Below are 17,468 nucleotides of genomic sequence, written 5' to 3' on the forward strand. Positions count from 1 at the left end.
TGCGCGCCGACAAAAAACAAAACCTCTATTGCAGCTCTTGCGAATTATCCGCGTTCATCTGCGTCCATCCGCGGCTAACAAACCAGGGCTAGAAAAAACTCTCCGGCACAACGACCACATCCTCCGGCTTCACGACCATGTTCATCGGCACCCGGTCGAAAATCTTCTCCTTGCCGTCGGTCTTGCGGATCAGCTTGACCCGGCCGCGGGCGGCGAGGTTGGTGAAGCCGCCGGCCTCGGTGATCGCCTTGAGCACGGTCATCCCCGGCTCGACCCTGTACGAGTCGGGACTGCGCACCTCGCCGGTGACATAGATCATGCCGGCCTTGAGAATGAAGACATTGTCACCGTTCTGCAGAGGGATATCGAGACGGCTGTCGCCGGTTTCGAACAGGCGCTCCAGGTCGACCTGGATCACCTTCTCGTTGCCGCCTTCGAGCCGGCGATGAACGGTGGCGGTATCACCGGCGTCCCGGGCCAGGCCGCCGGCCTTGGAGATCAGTTCGAGCAGCGTGGTGGAGCCGGTCAGCTCGTAGAGGCCGGGACGCTCCACCTGCCCGACGATCACCACTTTGCTGCTGCGGAATTCCTTGACGAAGACCGAAACCTGCGGATTGATGATGTAGCCGTCACCCAGGGCCGCCGCCAGTTTCGCGGCGACCTGGTTCACCGTCAGGCCACCGATGTCGAGCTGGCCGATCAGAGGAAAGATGATGCTGCCGTCGCCGCCGACGCGCACCGTGGTAGCAAGATCGGGATGATCGTAGACCGTGACCTCGAGAACATCCCCGTCGCCGACCCTGTAATCCTTTTCGGCCGCCGCGACGACGGCCAGGTCCAGGCACAGAACCGCCGCCAGGGCCAGAACAACCACTTTTTTCATCATTCCCGGTTCATCCTATTGCAGAAAGCTGTCAATTCAAGTTCATGACAAGTGACGGGTGACAGGCAGCAGGAATCTTTTGCCGTTGTTCCCTGCCCATTCACTGTCGTGCCAATTAATTTATTGTCCACGTCCATCCGCGACTAAAAACCAAAACCTTTCAAACCGCCGATGACGCCGATGCACGCCGATTGAAAACCAAAACCTTTATGATTTTTCAGGTTCTACGATTTCATCCGCGTCCATCCGCGTCCATCCGCGGCTAAACCAAAGATTTTTCTAACCGCCGATCACGCCGATGCACGCCGATTGAAAACCAAAACCTTTATGATTTTTCAGGTTCTATGATTTCATCTGCGTCCATCAGCGGCTGACACCAGAGATTTTTCTGCCGCAGATTACGCGGATTCACACTGATTCTACATCACCGCCGTCAGGTTCAGATAGGCGGCATTGTTGTCGTAATCGAAGGTGTCGAAATTCGAGTCGCGCTGCTCGAAGGCATACCCGAAGCTGACGTTGAGCCATTTACGCACGTTCCAGCCGACGCCCAGGCCGCACCGCAGGTAGTCGTCATCGCGAAAACCGGTCTGGCCGCCGATGGTGATCTGGTCATTGTACTCGTCGCGCAGCCACGACAGGTCCAGCTTCAGACTGGTCTTGGCGGTCATCTTCCACAGGTAGCCGAGAGAGACGAAATCCGACAGCCGGTCGTCGGTACCTGAGATGTCCGATTCGTTGGTCTGCCGGGTCACCGCCAGGTTCAGCGACGATTTCGGGGTCAGCTGGTGGCTCAGCTGAAGCTCGCCGATGAACTCGTCCTTGTCGTCGGAACTGCGGTGGTCGAACTTCTTCTGCCCGTAGCCCGCCTTGACCATGCCGCGCGATTTCGCCGTCAGCTGCCAGCTCAGGCCGGCGAAGTAATGATGCTCCTCGCTGTCGTCCTGGATCTCCCGGTCATAGCGGATGTCGATATACTCGTACTGGACGAACAGCCTTGTTTTCGGCGTCAGCCGGTAGCCCAGCGCCAGACCACCCTTCAGGTCGTCGCGATCGCGAAAGGCGTTGCGGGCGTCGTCGTAATCGAGGGCGTAATAGCCGACTTCCAGCCGCAGATCGGTGCGGGGACCGATTTCCCAGGTCACCAGGTCGTTCAGGGTCAGGGCGGTATAGTCGTCGGTCTGCGGCAACTGGTTGACACCGGTGCTGTAGGGATCGTGGGTATCATCGTAGACCGCCAGCAGGTTCATCCCCAGCCCGCCGCGCAGGTTGACATCGAGCATCGCCTCGCCGCGCTGGATGGTCTCTTCCTGGTCGCTGAAGTTTTCGTTGCGGTAGAAATCGGCACTGTACCCGCCATACAGCTGGAAGCGCCGGCCGGTATCCTGCCGGAAACGGGTCAGCGGCATGCCGCCGGGCGTGGTGTTCAGGGTGGTGGTCTTTTCCGGCGCCTGCTTCATCGCCGGAAAGGCGCCCCAGATGCCGGGAGTGACCACCGTCACCCACTCGTCCTCTTCATTGTCCGGCGTATTGAAGAAATTGTCGGTGTAGATCTGGCCGACCGAAAGATAGGGGTGCACATAGCCGGTGCGGCCGCCGAAGACGTCACCGGCGCTCTGCGCCTCGAAACGCGGGCCGGCAAGATACCCGCCCGGCGGCGCGACCGTCTCATCCGCGGCCGGTCCGGCCACGGGCAACAGACACAGAACGAGCCCGGCAAGGGCCAAAAAACGTTTCATCGACAAACCTCCACCCTAAGCACACGGCGCCTGAGACACTAGCAGGCCGTTGAAAAACGCCCATCTGCCCCATAAACGCCTTTGATTTTTTCCACCCCCCAAAACCGTACAGGACGCTGATACACGCTGATTTAAATCTAAAACAGAATTCCTGCCTTTACCCTATCTGCTGCGTTCATCTGCGTCCACCCGCGGTAAAAACCAAAACCTTTCAAACCGCCGATTGCGCCGATGCACGCAGATTGAAAACCAAAACTTTTATGATTTTTCAGACCCTACGATTTCATCCGCGTTCATCTGCGGCCATCTGCGTCCATCTGCGGCTAAACCAAAGATTTTTCTAACCGCCGATTGCGCCGATACACGCCGATTGAAAACCAAAACTTTTATGATTTTTCAGACCCTACGATTTCATCCGCGTTCATCTGCGGCCAAAAACCAAAAATTTTCTTTTATTGCACCGCCGACGGGCTCACCGTCGAGACGCCGCGACCGCCACCGCCGATGGTCGCCGGCGTGGCCACCGGCGCGCCTCCGGTCCCGCCGGTACCGACGGTACCGGCGGGACCGGAGGTGTAACCGAGACCGGCAAGCTCCTCCTGCCCCACGACCCTGGCCACCACCTGCGGATCGCAGCCGGCGTCCATGGCGACGCGGGCGATGACATTGTTGTCGACCCGCGCCTTCTGCAAGGCGGCCAACACCGCCTCCTCGGCATAACCCAGCTCACGGGCCACCACCAGCACGCCGCAGAGATTGGGACCGATCTTGATCGCCTCGGCCACCATCGTCTCCAGCGGCTTGCCGGCCTTTTCCCCAGCCTCGAACACCGTCTTCACCACCGGCCGCACGTCGCTGGCGCAGTCGGTTCCGTTGGTCGCGGCTTTCTCTCCCGTGTCGGCGGCAAAGGCCGGCACGACCAGGCCCAGCAGCAGGATCATGGTCAGGATTCGTTTCATCGCTCTGTCTCCCCAGGTGAACATTGGTTTGAATGTAAGACCGAACTCTTCCAGATGTTATCCGCGTCATCCGCGGTTAAAAACTAAAAGCATTTCAGCCGCCGATTGCGCCGATGCACGCCGATTGAAAACCCAAAATCTTCATGATTTTCAGGTTCTATGATTTTATCCGCGTTCATCTGCGTCCATCTGCGGCTAAAACCAAAGCATTTCAAACCGCCGATTGCGCCGATGCACGCCGATTGAAAACCCAAAATCTTCATGATTTTTAGGTTCTATGATTTTATCCGCGTTCATCTGCGTCCATCTGCGGCTAAAACCAAAACCTTTCAAACCGCCGATTGCGCCGATGCACGCCGATTGTCCTTGGTCCTTAACCGCTTCGTGCTTCGCGAGCTTACCCCAGCCCGCGGACGACGACAATCACCAGCGCCGCCAGCATGGCGCCGCAAACCTGGTTGGCATAGCTGCGGGCGCTGATGGCGACAATCTTCAGGGCCAGAAAGAGCAGCACCGCCTTGCCGACGATCCAGGGCAGATTGTAGGCCAGGGTCACCTCGGGCGAAACGATCACCAGCGACAGACTCATGGCCAGGATCAGAAAATCGAACGGCGTCGACAGGTAGATTTCCTGCGGGCGCTTGAAGATGATCTTCACGACCACCAGCGGCGCCATCAACCCGTAAAGGATCAGGCCGGCCCGGGCGACATCCAGCTCGCCGACGATCCTGTGTCCGCCGGCCTGTTCCAGCAGGACGATCAGCACCAGCCCGGCCAGGTAGAGAAACCCGTGAAAGAAATGGTTTCCCGGATCACGGGTCAGCCAGACCAGCACCGCCCCGGAACCGACAACCGCCAGGGCGAAAATGGCCTCCTGGGTCGACGCCCGGCCGCCAGCCAGCACCGCCAGCAGCAACAGCAACCCGACCAGCGCCTTGAGACCGTTGACCGCCAGATCGGCCAGGTCCTGCATCCGGCGATAGGCGGCGGTCTGCTTCAGGCCCGCCTGGGAATCGCGCTGCAGCAGCGGAAACCGATCCCGATGGCGCAGCACGAACCTCAACGCCAGATAGAAAAGGCCCGAAACGGCGAGATAACCTGCCAGCAGCAGATACTCCGGCTGCTCGTGCAGCTGCAGCGCACAGACCGCCCCGAACAGGGAGAGCCCGTAGATGATCAGCACGGTAAAGCGATGCTGCACTCCCAAGTCGAGAAACTTGTGGTGCAGATGCGTCCGGTCGGCGACAAAAGGGCTGCCGCCACACAACATCCGCTGGGTCATCACCCAGACCGTGTCGATGATCGGCACCCCCAGCACCAGTACCGGCACCATGGGGCTGATACTCTGTCCCGGATTCTGCGTCAGCTGGATGGCGAGAAAACCGAGCAGAAAACCGACCAGCAGGCTGCCCACGTCTCCCATGAAGATGCGGGCCGGATAGACGTTGTACTTGAGAAAACCGAGCACGCCGCCGAGCAGCGCGGCGCACAGGATCATGCATTCGCCGCTGCCGGCGTGCAGATCAAGCACGAAAAAGGTCGCCAGGGCGATCACCGTCACGCCCCCCGCCAGACCGTCCAGGCCGTCGATCAGGTTGACGGCATTGATCATGCCGACCACGGCGAACACCGTGAACGGAATCGCCAGCCACAGCGGCAGCACGATCTCGCCGAAACCGAACAGGTCGCCGAGATTGCTCAGGTAGAGATCACCGACCGTCATGGTGACCAGGCAGGCGAGAATCTGCCCGGCGAACTTGCGGCCGGGGGACAGGCCGACCAGGTCGTCGGCCAGGCCGGTGACGAAGATGATCAGGCCGCCGGCCATCAGGGCCCGTACCTGCAGATTGAACTCCTTGAACATCAGCATGGCAAAGAGAAAGGCGAGAAAGATGGCGACACCGCCCAGCCGCGGCGTGGCCTGGCTGTGCACCTTCCGCTCCTCGTCCGGCAGATCGAGACTTCCCGTTCCCAGCGCCCACCTGCGCAACGCCGGCACGGCAAGCAGGGCTGCGAAAAGCGCCGTCAGAAAAATGTAGAAGCTCAACATCAGTTGCGGCCGCATGCCTATCCCCCCCCCTCAAAAGCCTGTGGCCATCCATTGCCAGACAGATTTTTCAATCAGCAGAGTTGAAAGTATAGCCCTGCGATCTCAAAAAAATCTCAAATTTTCCCGCAAATCCGAAAAAAAATGAAAAAAAGAAGGGGGCTGGAGGGTGGGTGCCGGGTGCCTGGTGCCGCTTTTTAAAAATCATCTGCGTTCATCTGCGTTCATCTGCGGCTGAACCAAAGATTTTTCAAACCGCCGATCACGCCGATGAACGCAGATTTGCAAACTAAAATCCCTATGATTTTCAGGCTTTAAGCCTTATCCGCGTCCATCTGCGTTCATCTGCGGCTAAAATCAAAGATTTTCTCAACCGCCGATCACGCCAATGCACGCCGATTGAAAACCCAAAATCTTCATGATTTTTCAGACCCTACGATTTCATCCGCGTCCATCCGCGTTCATCTGCGGTTAAAATCAAAGATTTTTCTCAACCGCCGATTGCGCCGATGCACGCCGATTGAAAACCCAGAATCTTCATGATTTTTCAGGTTCTATGATTTTATCCGCGTCCATCTGCGTTCATCTGCGGCTAAAACCAAAGCATTTCAACCGCCGATTGCGCCGATGCACGCCGATTGAAAACCCAAAATCTTCATGATTTTTCAGGTTCTACGATTTTATCCGCGTTCTTCTGCGGCCATCCGTGGCTAAAACACAAGATTTCGCACTTTCACGATTCGCGGCGCGCAATCGTCACCACCGTCCAGGCGACCAGGACGCCGCCGGTGCCGCGCAGCAGATCGGACCAGCTCGCCTGCCGCTCCGGCGAAAAGTGCTGCGCTAGCTCGATGCCGCCGAGAAAGAGCAGCACCAGCGGCAGCACCCACCAGCGGCGAACGACGTGCAGCCCCAGACCGGCAAGGACAAAGCCGGCGACAAAGTGGCCGGCATCACTGATCTGCACCGACTGAATGTGATGGGCCTTCAGATCGATGAACAGGGCATGGGCGGCAGCGGTGTAGACCTTTTCCGTGGTGACACCGTCGAGCAGACTGAGAACGGCGGTCAGGACAAGCAGCCCCCAAAAGAGTGAGAGAAAAAACCTGCGAAGAAAAATCACAATGGCCCCACCCCGTTCACGGCTGAAAAGCAAAACATTTCAAACCGCCGATCACGCCGATGAACGCAGATTTGTAAACTAAAATCCCTATGATTTTCAGGCTTTAATCCTTATCCGCGTTCATCTGCGTCCATCTGCGGCTACAAACAAAAAAGCATTTCCACAGACTAATCTGGAAAACGATTCACCACTCTCCTTATCTGCACCTTGCTCTGCCCGAAATTGATCAGCAACCCTACCGGCCGGCCGGTCGCCTTGAGATAGTTGAGGCACTGGGCAAGATGCACATCCTCCAGTTGTTTGACAGCCTTCAATTCAACAATCAGATCGCCATCGACCAGCAAATCCGCAACGAAATCCCCGACCACCTGTCCCCGGTAACACACCTGGACAGGATGCTGCTGCTCGGCCCGCAGCCCTTCCCTTTCCAGTTCGATCCGAAGGGCATTTTCATAGACCTTTTCGAGAAATCCACAGCCCAGCTCCCTGCCTACGGCATAGGCACAGCCGATGACCTGTTCAGTCAGTGCATCGTAGTAAGCTCGATCCTTGAGCATCGTTTCCCTCCATCCATGGTTCTACGATTTCGTCCGCGCTCATCCGCGTTCATCTGCGGCTAAAACCAAAGCATTTCTAACCGCCGATTGCGCCGATGGACGCCGATAACGGCAAAGGCGATTTGAGGGTTAAGACCTCAAGATCTCACGCTTTTGGAGTTAGGGTCTTATCCGCGTTCACCCGCGGCTAAAAACCAAAGATTTCTGTCCGCAGTTGACTGCATGCGTCCGTGACTATAAGTCCGGCCACCTGAACCACTGCGGAATTTTCCGCACCGGCTTCAGAAATAGCGTCCAGGGATAGGGTCGCAGAGAGTTCCCGGGGCCGCACCCGCACCGCCCCGGGGACTGGCTCCGCAGGTGCCTGTCCCCGGCAGCAGAGACTGGCCGGCAATACAGGCAAGATTGTCCGCCAGGGTTTTCGCGGCATTGTAGGTGGCAGTGATGATGGAGATCATCCGACTGGGTAGCCGTCAACAGGGTCAAGAGGTCGGAAGTAGCCCTTGATACAGTTCAGGTTTCGCACACAGATCTGGATGTGATTCTTCTCTTTGAACCCGGCATTCGGGTACAACTCCGGCCCCTCCCAGAAGGCCCCGCGCACCGTATCGTATTCTGGCATCCCCGTCTCCTTCCGGAACTCGTGAACCGCTTCATTAACGGCACAATCCAAGGGACGCAGCAGAAGATCCCGCTCTTCACCGATCGGCTTGTTCTCCGGAATCGGAAATCCAGACTTCTCTTGGGTCGCTACGAGAAGTTCATACCCCTTACGAAGGATCAGCAGAGATTCCGAATCCACCAGATTGAAGCAATAGCCCAGGTCGATCACCGCACCGATAACGGCCGGCTCTTCGATTTTGCCCTTGCCCTTGTGAGGATGTTTCTTTAGATGTTGCGCGTACTCAAGGGCCCGCCGAGGGTTCTGCTCCCAGAAATAGACCCCGTTGCCAAGCCAGTCGTATTCATTTTCACTCGGCTGTAGACGCTCTTCACCGGCAAAAATCTTTTCTGCTAGCGCCTTGTCGCAGCCGTGGAAACCGAGAACAAAGGAAGGGTAGGTTGAATACATCCGAGAAAGGGATGCTAACGGTAAACTTGTTTGAGATTGCCTCTAGGGGTGCAAATACCGGTTTTGACCAGAAATTCCCGTGATTTTCGGGAAGATGCCGTCACCTTGCGGGAAAATTTTTCCATTTCTTCCAAGATCTTGCTGGTTTCTTCACTGACCTGTGTTTTTTGCATCTGCCCACCTCCCGGCAATCGTACAGTCAGATTATCTGACTCCAATCACCCTGTAAACAAGATTTCGGATTTTCATCTGCGTTCATCGGCGCAACCGGCGGCTGAATAAGCATTGCTCACCCGCCCTCGAAATACCCAACCGGCGGGGGCGCCCGCCGGCCGCGCTCCTCCGTTCCGTGGCTTCCACAGGGAATGGCAAAATCGTCCAGCCTTACTCGTCCCTCGTCCCTCGTCACCCGTCACTGCCTTTTTGTCACCCGTCACTTGTCCCTGCCTTTCAAGAAAGCAGGTTTGTCAAGTCTGACCCGATTCCCAGTTCCGGAGGCCTCGCAAAAAGTTGTCGAGGTCCGACCCGACGACCACACGCACCGCTCCATTTACAAACGCTCTAAAACTTTTTTGACATCCTCCTGGAAAATCTCAAAATATTTCTCACCCGGGAAGGCGCTGCCCTCCCGCAACGGCTGACCCATTCCAGCATCCCCGAAAAGACCTTTCATCTCTTTGGCCAGGCGTCGACACTCGGAAGCGAGCATTAAAGGGTCGAGTTTTTGTCGCCTGGGGTCTGACACCCCAAGCCAGAGAATCTCAAGGGCGCGGAACAAAGGAACCGAATTCTGCCAGGGAGTAAACCCTTCAGGTCGCAGTAGCCGGTCAAGTATCCCCGGAGTCAAGGAATAGATTTTTTCTCGGGCACGGGTCCGTACTTGCACCACTCCGGAAAGAACCATTTCCGCCAGCACATTCTGGGTTGAGCGGGGGTGCTGCCCGATCCGTCTGGCAATGAGCGAGGGGTGAATTTCATCGACGGAACCGAGCAAACAAAGAATCTCGCATCGCAAATTGACCCCCAGCAACGCCCGCAGCCTCAACAGCAACGTTGGCAGCCCCTCACTTGGGAAGGGCTGGGAAAGGTTTCGCATTTTAACAGGTGGACGCAATAACCCGTGCCGCTGAAAGACCTTGTCACAATCCTTCGGTGCAGGCATCAGCCGCCCGTCTTTCATATAGAAGAGCGGCGACTCCTTATCCTGGGTGTATCTGGTTGCCAGCTTATTCCATTTGAGGGCCACCGACGCTTTTTGACCGAGCAGTTCGGCAACCGCGCTCAGTTCAGCCCTGGCCTGGAAATCGAATTGCTTCACCAGGCTCTGAAGTCGCTGAACATTCAGAAAGTCGCCGTTGACCACCAGCCAATCGAGCACCTCGTCAAAAAGCCTCGCATCGTAACGAGCGACGGTTAACGTCAGCAACAGGAGTGCCTCCGGATCGACCACCTTCAATTCTTCGGAGCCACTGTACCCGGACACGCCAATCGCAGACCACTGCCGCCACAGAAGGGCCAGAAGCTGTTCGAGTACCTTTTCTTTAAATTCGTTCAACGAGGTGTTCATAGCCGAACTCCCGGAAAAACAACTTGATACTCTCAAGGTAGCCTTCCGACGGATCATGTGTTCGGGACCAGGCAACAGCCCTCAACAGCTCATCATCGGTCGGATTGAGCGCCTGGAGATCGGTTGCATGATAACTACCGAATTGATCAACGGCTGCATAGAGCTTGAAGTGGATCTGGTCGATGCGGTCAATGAACGCAACCGTCAGCTTTTCCCCGAACCTCTTCCAGCTCAGGCGATCAGCAAACCCATCCGGGAGACCAAGGCGAAAAAGTCCCCCCTCGCCACGACTGGGGCCATTGTTCAACCAGTCCCTCGGGAGCCCCAAATCCTCTGCCACCTCCCGTGCCGCTCTCTCCAAAGCTTCCGGCAGTGGCGCCGGATCAATCAGCTCGCCGTCATCATCTGCCAGTGCGACGACATCGACGTCTCGGGTGGCGCGCATGACCAGTTCGGTAGCTACCAGGGCGGTTCCGCCACAAACCACCAAATTGAAATTCGGAGCACCCGCTATAACCAGGCGCCCGTTCAGTAGGCGCAGCGCGGTGTCAAATTGCTCATACTGGTACGTCATTGAATCTTCTAGGTCGCATTTTGCGCACTATAAAATACATTTACATGGGTTTCAATAAAAATATTATTCAAACAGCTTGCCGAGGTCCGACCCCGCACCCCAGGACCTTGACCTTCAAACCCCAAATCTATCGGACGCTGATTTGCGCTGATACACGCTGATTAAAAACCAAAATCCTTTATGATCTTTCAGGTTCTATGATTTTATCCGCGTCCATCCGCGTCCATCCGCGGCTAAAACCAAAGCATTTCTAACCGCCGATTGCGCCGATGGACGCCGATAACGGCAAAGGCGATTTGAGGGTTAAGACCTCAAGATCTCACGCTTTTGGAGTTAGGGTCTTTTCCGCGTTCACCCGCGGCTAAAAACCAAAGATTTCTGTCCGCAGTTGACTGCATGCGTCCGTGACTATAAATCCGGCCACCTGAACCACTGCGGAATTTTCCGCACCGGCTTGAGAAACAGTGTCCAGGGATACGGCCGCAGACCGTTCACCGTCCAGGCGCGGCGGCACCCAATTTCTGCCTCAGCACAAGCCAGAGGAACTTCGGCGTCGAGATGAAGTTCCGTCGCCAGAGACGAAAGCTGGATTTCACACTGCCGTTGGGGGGTGAGAGAGCAGTACCTGCACAATCCTTTCGGCCGCCTTGCCATCCCATTTTTCCGGCACCTGGCCGAAATTCCAGTCACCGCGCAAAACGGCCTCCGCGGCTTCCTTGACCTTGCGGGGATCATTGCCCACCAGCCGGTTGGTGCCCTCCGTGCAGGTAATGGGTCGCTCGGTGTTGTGGCGCATGGTGATACAAGGGACGCCCAGCACCGTGGTTTCCTCCTGCAGGCCACCGCTGTCAGTCAGCACCATTTTCGCGTTCATGTTCAGGTGCAGAAATTCGAGATAGCCGAGCGGCTCGGTGCACCAGATACCTTCGATCCGATCACCGCTGTTGAGAAAGTGCTCTAAGCCAAACTTTTCGGCCATCTTGCGGGTACGCGGATGAATCGGGAAGACGATCGGCAGGTCGCGGGAAATGTCAGCCAGTGCTTCCAGCAAACCGGCCAGAATGTGAGGGTCATCGACGTTGGACGGACGATGCAAGGTCATGGTGGCATAGCGGCCAGCCTCCAGTCCCCAATCGTGCAGCAATGTCAGAGACTCGGCCTTGCGCTCATGCTTGCGCAACGTATCGATCATCACGTTGCCGACGAAATGGATCTTCTCCTCAGGCACCCCTTCGGCCTTCAGGTTCCGATCGGCGACATAGTCGGTGGTAAACAGATAATCACAGAGCACATCGGTGCAGAGTCGGTTGATCTCTTCCGGCATGCCCATATCGCGCGAGCGCAGTCCCGCTTCGACATGCGCGACCTTGATGCCGAGTTTTTTTGCGGTGATGGTGCAGGCCATGGTCGAGTTGACGTCGCCGACCACAATCCCCAGATCCGGTTTCTCCCGCAGGCAGACCTTTTCGAATTCGACCATGATCCGTGCGGTCTGCTCGGCATGGCTGCCGCTGCCGACCTCCAGATCGATATCCGGCTTGGGCATCCCCAGGTCATCGAAGAAGGCCTTGCTCATCTTCTCGTCGTAATGCTGACCGGTATGGACAAGCAGATGTTTGATCTGCTCCGGATATCTGTTCATGGCCTCGATGATCGGCGCCATTTTCATGAAGTTGGGTCGTGCTCCAACGATATTGATGATCTTCATTTCCCCTCCTGGTTTCCCATAACTTCCGGTACTTTTCTGCCGCCATCGACGATGTCGTTCAATATGTCGAGCATTGCGCCTGCCAGATGCGTGCGATCATAATTCTTTGCGCCCGCCAGGCAGTTTTCCTGCAGTTGTCGATAACAGTCCCCATCCTCTTTGAGTTTGACCAGGTTTTCGATCAACTCATCAGCATTCTCGGGTTCGAAAACGATCCCAGCCCCTTCCCTTTCAACGATTTCGGCCGATTCACCGGCCACGCCATGCAGGGTCGGGATCCCCATCCCCATGCATTCAAACAGCTTGGAGGGAATCACCGTAGTGAACAGGGGCGTCTTCTTCAGGTGAATGATCGAAACATCGAGGAGAGACCAGTATCGAGGAACTTCTTCCTTTGGCACGGAATCGATGAAGATGACGTTTTCGAGTTGCATCTGTTTGGCCTTCTCGATCAAGGCCTCTTTTCGTGCTCCATGCCCAAGCAGGATAAAATGGTACTGGTCACCATTCTCAAAACGGCGAACGCGTTCTGCCGCCTCAAGAATCGTCTCCAGGGCATGCGCCATACCGTGAGTGCCGATATAGCCGGACACAAACTTGCCTTCCAGGCCGTAACGCTGGACGAGTTCGGCATCTTTGGGCATCGGCTGAAAGCGGGAACTGTCAACGCCATTGGTCACGACACTGATCTTCTCACCATCGATGCCACGTTCAATGAGGGTCCGCTTGAACGACTCGGTCACCGAGACAATCCCTGCCGCCTTGCGGTAGAGGAACATCTCGATCTTTTCGAAAAAACGGATAACCGCTGAATCCCCCATGGCACCGACCGCCTTGACCGATTCGGGCCAAATATCCCGCAACTCAAAGACAAAGGGAACCCGTTTCAACCGGCTGACAACATAGGCCGCACAGGCGGTAAAAAACTGCGGGGACGTACCGATAACCAGGTCCGGCCTGCCGGCAAAGGGGGATGCCAGGATTGCAGACAGCATAAAACTGACATAATCGAGGATGCGTTTGGCAAATCCCTCATTGGCGGCAATGTAGGTCCAGACGCGGATGACCTTGATGCCATCCATGATCTCGGTCTGCCAGAGTCTGTTTTTATACCCCTCGTAGACCTCACCCTTAGGGAAATTAGGTGCGCAGGTAATCACTGTCACATGGTGCCCTGACTTGATCCACTCACGGCAGTGCTCAAAGGTGCGGCTTGCCGGGGCATTGACCTCGGGGGGGAAATTGTCAGTGAGGAACAGAATCTTCATTTTCATTCCATTCAAACCGGACCGCTGCAGCCTTGCCTTCTAGGGCCACCTCAAGACAGGTATTTTTCAAGCTGACATTGAATTCGGGATGCCAGGTCGATTCGCACAATCGCGGGACACCAGATATCACCCAAAAAGAGAATTCCTTTCCACCTTTCATCCGGCCAATGCCGCGTTTATTATCGACCATCGCCACCTGGACATCGGGATGGAAATGGTAGCGCGCAACCGCCTCCACAAACTCGCCAGCGACAGTGTCAACAACCGTCAGGCTGGCCTGACCGAATTCCCAGCACCGGCTGTGGCCAGGTTTTCTTGGCAAACGCCGGTAGCCATCATGGGCACAAGAGATTGTCGTCTTCTCGGGCTGTTCATCGATCTTCAGACCAAACGGCCGGGCCCGGCGGGCAACTCGAAACCCTCCCCAGACTTCCGAGGAATCCTGCCCATCAATGGTTACGGTATTGTGTGCCGCTGTCCCTCGTTGGCGCTGACGTTCAGCATTCTTCTCATAGGTCGAAGTTCCGGTATCGACAATGACGCGCTCTCCCCAAAGGGCCAGCTCGAAATTGAGCGTGTCCGCATGGGCATGGCCGGGAATGTAATCCGGGCCAATGGCGCCGACATCAACCAGCAGTTCAGCACCCGGGCTTTCGAAACGCCGGTAACCACTTTCACCTAGAGGAAGCGTCTTTTTCTGGACCCCCAACCGTTCTGCGTATTCGAAAAGCTGGCTGCTGAATGGGGCAATTCCGCATGCGGCATCATTGAACAGGGGAATCTCACCATTTGCGAAAGTCATCTTTTCAAGCCAGCCGAGCATCGCTGAAGCCTTGTCGGTAAGCAAGGGCAGCAGGTCCTCCCCAAGGGGGCGGTTGTTCTGCAATAGATTGATGCAATCGAGCAACCGATCCAGCAAAATCTGGTGGTACATGGGGCTCAGTTCAAAATGGGCCCCATCGGCGAGGACCTGTTCTTTCAGTTCTGGCTCCAGGATTTCTCTCGCCAGCCGGAGGAATTCGCTGTCAGCGAAGAAGACGGCAGCAAACAGAAGACCGAAACCGTTCTCTAGCAGGTGGTTGCCCAGCAGGTGGTATTCAAGCTGTCTGGTAAGATTGACCGATTGGACGTACAGGCTCTTATCGATGGCCGGGTCGCGAACTTTCTCGCAGCTGAGGAACTTGATCCAGTTCACCAGCCGCAAAGAGGTCGGGTAAGGCTCCCATGCCGTTTCCAATCCATCCAGACTCGTCAGAAACTGGTGGATCAGCTCAAGCCCCCGGTCTTTGGACATCCCCTCCTGGTTGAGAAAATCAAAGTAATTCAGGTTATAGGTCCAGAGCCTGCCGTACTTCTGAAAATCCCAATCAATTGCCCCGGAAAACTCCTGTTGGAGGTTTAAAAAGCTGAACCGATTTTCGTCATTTGAATGCGCCCGTGGGATCGAAGCGGCCAAATTCAGAGAATGCCCGGCATGCGCACCTGACACTGATCTGAGCGCCTCGCCTCCAAACCTTTTCCGGGCAGCGTAAAAACCCCGGTAGACAAGTTGGCGCGGCTTCAGATAGCGAACGGTATGAACAAACTGCGCAAGGTCCATCGCACCTTATCCGACCGTAACCGGCTGACCTGAGCGCAGCGACTCAAGGACGGCAAAGGTTGTCCGAGTGGTGGCGCAGATGGAGTCAAAGGGGATCGGTGCTATCCCACTGCGCACCCCTTCGCGGAAGGCGATGAATTCGGCCTGAAACCCTTTGTCCTGGTTGGCGCCCTTGTGCTTTTCCTTACAACTGCCATCGAAGATGACCAGCTCACGAAAATCATTTAGCTGCATCGTCTTCGAACCCGTCGAAAGTTCGATCCATTCCTTGGGAACCTGCCTGCTGCCGTAGGCCAGGTAGTGAATCGCGGCCGTGGACCCATTGGCAAAATTGAGCAGGATGCTGACATTGTCTTCATCAGGGATCGACGTATCCGCTTTGCGCACGCAGGTCGCGTATGCGGAGATCGGGTTGCTCCCTGCCAGAAAGGAGCAAGTATCGACAAAGTGACAGACTTCACCAACAATCCGGCCGCCACCAACCTCAGGGTCCTGTATCCAGACATCCCTGGGGATCACACCGGCATTGATCCGGTAGGTCACCGCCAACGGCTGTTCGCCGACAGCTTCTTTCATCTTGCTTATGAGTGGGGCGAACCGGCGGTTGAAACCAACCGTAAGGACCGGGGCCTTGCCATCGGCCAGCATGAACCGGTAACCCTGTTCGATCTCGTCCAACTCTGCCTGGTTGATACACAACGGTTTCTCGACAAAGACATGTTTCCCTGCCTTAAGAGCTCGCAAGACGTAATCGGCGTGGGTGTTGTGTCGGGTGGTGATCAATACGGTATTGACCCGGGGATTGGCAAAGATGGCTTCGCTGTCTGTCGTGATTTCATCGAAACCGTGCTTGGTGCCAACGGAGTGGGCACTGACGCCAGTAGCGGTACAAAGAGCGACCGGATCAAAACCGCCGACCTTACTCAGGTTGGGGAGAATGACCGATTTGGTGAAATTGCCAGCACCGATCAGCCCATATGAAATATCTTCCGAGGACAGACCAGGTCTGTGCTGATTGTTAAGCCTGACCACCCTGGAGAGGTTGCCAGCCTGAGCCGATTCAAGATAAGCGTCAGCGTTGGGATAATTCAGAACAATCCCGAGGTACTTTTCCTTAATCTTCCCTTCCAGAAGATCGTAGGCCTTGAGCGCATCATCAAAATCAAACTGGTGGGTGACCAACTCTTTCGGGGTCACTTTGCCTTCGGCAACCAGGCCAAGAAAGGCCTCGAAGTTCCGCTGTTCGGTCCAGCGAACGTAGCTGTAGGGATAGTCGATCCCCTTTTCCTCGTACTGCGGGTCATAGCGCCCCGGGCCGTAGGCCATGGAAAGTCTTAGATCCAGTTCTTTCCGATAATAACTGTTGCGAGGGACATCCATACCGACCATCCCCACCACAACAACCTTGCCTCGCAAACGGGCAATTTCACCGGCATCGATGATCGGCTGATTGCTGGAAGTTGATGCGGTTATGATCACACTGTCAACACCATGACCATTGCTGAAAGCAGAGGCCATGGGAATTAGATCTCCCGCCGAACAGACCGAATCAGCGCCAAGTTTTTCGGCCAGGGCCAGCTTGTCGGAATCAAGATCGCTTCCCAGCACCTTGCAGCCATTGGCCTTGAGCAACTGAACCGTAAGTTGGCCGATCAGGCCAAGGCCAATAACGGCAACTCTTTCACCAAGGGTCGGCTCCGCTTGGCGAACACCTTGGAGAGCAATCGCACCAACTGTGACAAAAGAGGCCTCGGGATCATCGACACCGTCGGGAATTTTGACGCAGATGTTTTTAGGGACGTAGTTGATCTCGCTGTGATTTGCATAGCCGGCGCCACCGCAGGCAACCCTGTCACCAACGGAAAATCCATCAACCTGCTCACCCACTTGAATGACCCTGCCAGCGCAGCTGTAGCCCAAGGGGATGGGGGTATCAAGTTTGTTGAACACCTTTTCAAGGGTATTCTTGACACCCTCCTGCTTCATTTTATCGATAACCTGCTTGACCAGATCGGGACGGGCTTTAGCTTTGCCAAGGAGGGATTTCTTGGCAATGTCGACGATCATCTTTTCAGTGCCGGCGGAGACTAGGGATGCAGTGGTGGCGATAAGGAGGCCGTTTGGGTCGCAAACGGGGCAAGGCACTTCAAAAAGGCCGAGTTCGCCGGTTTTGTAGGATTGGATGAGTTGTTGCATAACTTCGGCCCTCTTAATTAGTCGATTGTTCTAAAACTAGTATTTTAACTATAACAAATGAATTTTTTCGACAAAGCACTGTGTCAGTGCGCAGTAAACTCGAATATTGTTGCTCTGCGTCATTCGCTCCCCAAAAGTTGGCAACCAACTCGTCTAAATAAAGACGTAAAAAACT

The 17,468-nt window shown here is 55.8% G+C and carries 14 protein-coding genes; all 14 read right to left on the reverse strand.

The window, feature by feature from the left end; translation table 11 throughout:
* Positions 1 to 88: 88 nt before the first annotated feature.
* Positions 89 to 886 carry an SLBB domain-containing protein gene (locus EDC39_RS09285; RefSeq protein WP_148896102.1) on the reverse strand — a complete coding sequence of 266 codons (798 nt, stop codon included), beginning with the start codon at positions 884 to 886 and terminating at the stop codon, positions 89 to 91.
* A 416-nt stretch (positions 887 to 1,302) separates the two neighbouring features.
* Complete coding sequence (locus EDC39_RS09290; RefSeq protein ID WP_148896103.1) at positions 1,303 to 2,622, reverse strand: outer membrane beta-barrel protein; 1,320 nt, start codon at positions 2,620 to 2,622, stop codon at positions 1,303 to 1,305.
* 452 nt (positions 2,623 to 3,074) lie between these two features.
* On the reverse strand, positions 3,075 to 3,581 hold the full coding sequence (locus tag EDC39_RS09295; RefSeq protein WP_148896104.1) for a hypothetical protein: 507 nt from the start codon (positions 3,579 to 3,581) through the stop codon (positions 3,075 to 3,077).
* 397 nt (positions 3,582 to 3,978) lie between these two features.
* The gene (locus EDC39_RS09300; protein ID WP_148896105.1) at positions 3,979 to 5,646 is read right to left on the reverse strand and encodes an MraY family glycosyltransferase; all 1,668 of its coding nucleotides are present in this window, start codon (positions 5,644 to 5,646) and stop codon (positions 3,979 to 3,981) included.
* A gap of 715 nt (positions 5,647 to 6,361) precedes the next feature.
* Positions 6,362 to 6,751, reverse strand: a complete 390-nt coding sequence (locus EDC39_RS09305; RefSeq protein ID WP_148896106.1) for a VanZ family protein — start codon at positions 6,749 to 6,751, stop codon at positions 6,362 to 6,364.
* 167 nt (positions 6,752 to 6,918) lie between these two features.
* Complete coding sequence (locus tag EDC39_RS09310) at positions 6,919 to 7,308, reverse strand: GxxExxY protein (RefSeq protein ID WP_148896107.1); 390 nt, start codon at positions 7,306 to 7,308, stop codon at positions 6,919 to 6,921.
* Between the two features lie 454 nt (positions 7,309 to 7,762).
* The gene (locus tag EDC39_RS09315) at positions 7,763 to 8,380 is read right to left on the reverse strand and encodes a hypothetical protein (RefSeq protein ID WP_148896108.1); all 618 of its coding nucleotides are present in this window, start codon (positions 8,378 to 8,380) and stop codon (positions 7,763 to 7,765) included.
* 14 nt (positions 8,381 to 8,394) lie between these two features.
* Positions 8,395 to 8,553 (reverse strand): hypothetical protein, encoded by a 159-nt coding sequence (locus EDC39_RS15345; protein WP_187426731.1) that lies wholly within the window; start codon positions 8,551 to 8,553, stop codon positions 8,395 to 8,397.
* 377 nt (positions 8,554 to 8,930) lie between these two features.
* Positions 8,931 to 9,947, reverse strand: a complete 1,017-nt coding sequence (locus EDC39_RS09320) for a hypothetical protein (protein WP_148896109.1) — start codon at positions 9,945 to 9,947, stop codon at positions 8,931 to 8,933.
* The gene (locus EDC39_RS09325) at positions 9,922 to 10,521 is read right to left on the reverse strand and encodes a nucleotidyl transferase AbiEii/AbiGii toxin family protein (RefSeq protein WP_148896110.1); all 600 of its coding nucleotides are present in this window, start codon (positions 10,519 to 10,521) and stop codon (positions 9,922 to 9,924) included. The genes EDC39_RS09320 and EDC39_RS09325 overlap by 26 nt, the downstream gene beginning before the upstream one ends.
* A gap of 592 nt (positions 10,522 to 11,113) precedes the next feature.
* The gene (wecB, locus tag EDC39_RS09330) at positions 11,114 to 12,229 is read right to left on the reverse strand and encodes a non-hydrolyzing UDP-N-acetylglucosamine 2-epimerase (RefSeq protein WP_148896111.1); all 1,116 of its coding nucleotides are present in this window, start codon (positions 12,227 to 12,229) and stop codon (positions 11,114 to 11,116) included.
* The gene (locus EDC39_RS09335) at positions 12,226 to 13,497 is read right to left on the reverse strand and encodes a glycosyltransferase family 4 protein (RefSeq protein ID WP_148896140.1); all 1,272 of its coding nucleotides are present in this window, start codon (positions 13,495 to 13,497) and stop codon (positions 12,226 to 12,228) included. Before EDC39_RS09335 ends, wecB begins: the two co-directional genes overlap by 4 nt.
* Positions 13,475 to 15,097, reverse strand: a complete 1,623-nt coding sequence (locus EDC39_RS09340; protein ID WP_148896112.1) for a heparinase II/III family protein — start codon at positions 15,095 to 15,097, stop codon at positions 13,475 to 13,477. Before EDC39_RS09340 ends, EDC39_RS09335 begins: the two co-directional genes overlap by 23 nt.
* 6 nt (positions 15,098 to 15,103) lie before the next feature.
* Entirely contained in the window at positions 15,104 to 17,293 is a 2,190-nt protein-coding gene (locus EDC39_RS09345; RefSeq protein ID WP_148896113.1) for a bi-domain-containing oxidoreductase, read from the reverse strand.
* Positions 17,294 to 17,468 lie beyond the last annotated feature (175 nt).

Source organism: Geothermobacter ehrlichii (assembly GCF_008124615.1).
GTDB lineage: Bacteria > Desulfobacterota > Desulfuromonadia > Desulfuromonadales > Geothermobacteraceae > Geothermobacter > Geothermobacter ehrlichii.

Excerpts from the sequence above, each read along its gene's own strand:
- EDC39_RS09300 (WP_148896105.1), bottom strand. The coding sequence starts at position 5,646 with ATGCGGCCGCAACTGATGTTGAGCTTCTACATTTTTCTGACGGCGCTT.
- EDC39_RS09335 (WP_148896140.1), bottom strand. The coding sequence starts at position 13,497 with ATGAAGATTCTGTTCCTCACTGACAATTTCCCCCCCGAGGTCAATGCC.
- EDC39_RS09310 (WP_148896107.1), bottom strand. The coding sequence starts at position 7,308 with ATGCTCAAGGATCGAGCTTACTACGATGCACTGACTGAACAGGTCATC.
- EDC39_RS09285 (WP_148896102.1), bottom strand. The coding sequence starts at position 886 with ATGATGAAAAAAGTGGTTGTTCTGGCCCTGGCGGCGGTTCTGTGCCTG.
- EDC39_RS09315 (WP_148896108.1), bottom strand. The coding sequence starts at position 8,380 with ATGTATTCAACCTACCCTTCCTTTGTTCTCGGTTTCCACGGCTGCGAC.
- EDC39_RS09340 (WP_148896112.1), bottom strand. The coding sequence starts at position 15,097 with ATGGACCTTGCGCAGTTTGTTCATACCGTTCGCTATCTGAAGCCGCGC.
- wecB (WP_148896111.1), bottom strand. The coding sequence starts at position 12,229 with ATGAAGATCATCAATATCGTTGGAGCACGACCCAACTTCATGAAAATG.
- EDC39_RS15345 (WP_187426731.1), bottom strand. The coding sequence starts at position 8,553 with ATGCAAAAAACACAGGTCAGTGAAGAAACCAGCAAGATCTTGGAAGAA.
- EDC39_RS09320 (WP_148896109.1), bottom strand. The coding sequence starts at position 9,947 with ATGAACACCTCGTTGAACGAATTTAAAGAAAAGGTACTCGAACAGCTT.
- EDC39_RS09290 (WP_148896103.1), bottom strand. The coding sequence starts at position 2,622 with ATGAAACGTTTTTTGGCCCTTGCCGGGCTCGTTCTGTGTCTGTTGCCC.
- EDC39_RS09295 (WP_148896104.1), bottom strand. The coding sequence starts at position 3,581 with ATGAAACGAATCCTGACCATGATCCTGCTGCTGGGCCTGGTCGTGCCG.
- EDC39_RS09345 (WP_148896113.1), bottom strand. The coding sequence starts at position 17,293 with ATGCAACAACTCATCCAATCCTACAAAACCGGCGAACTCGGCCTTTTT.
- EDC39_RS09325 (WP_148896110.1), bottom strand. The coding sequence starts at position 10,521 with ATGACGTACCAGTATGAGCAATTTGACACCGCGCTGCGCCTACTGAAC.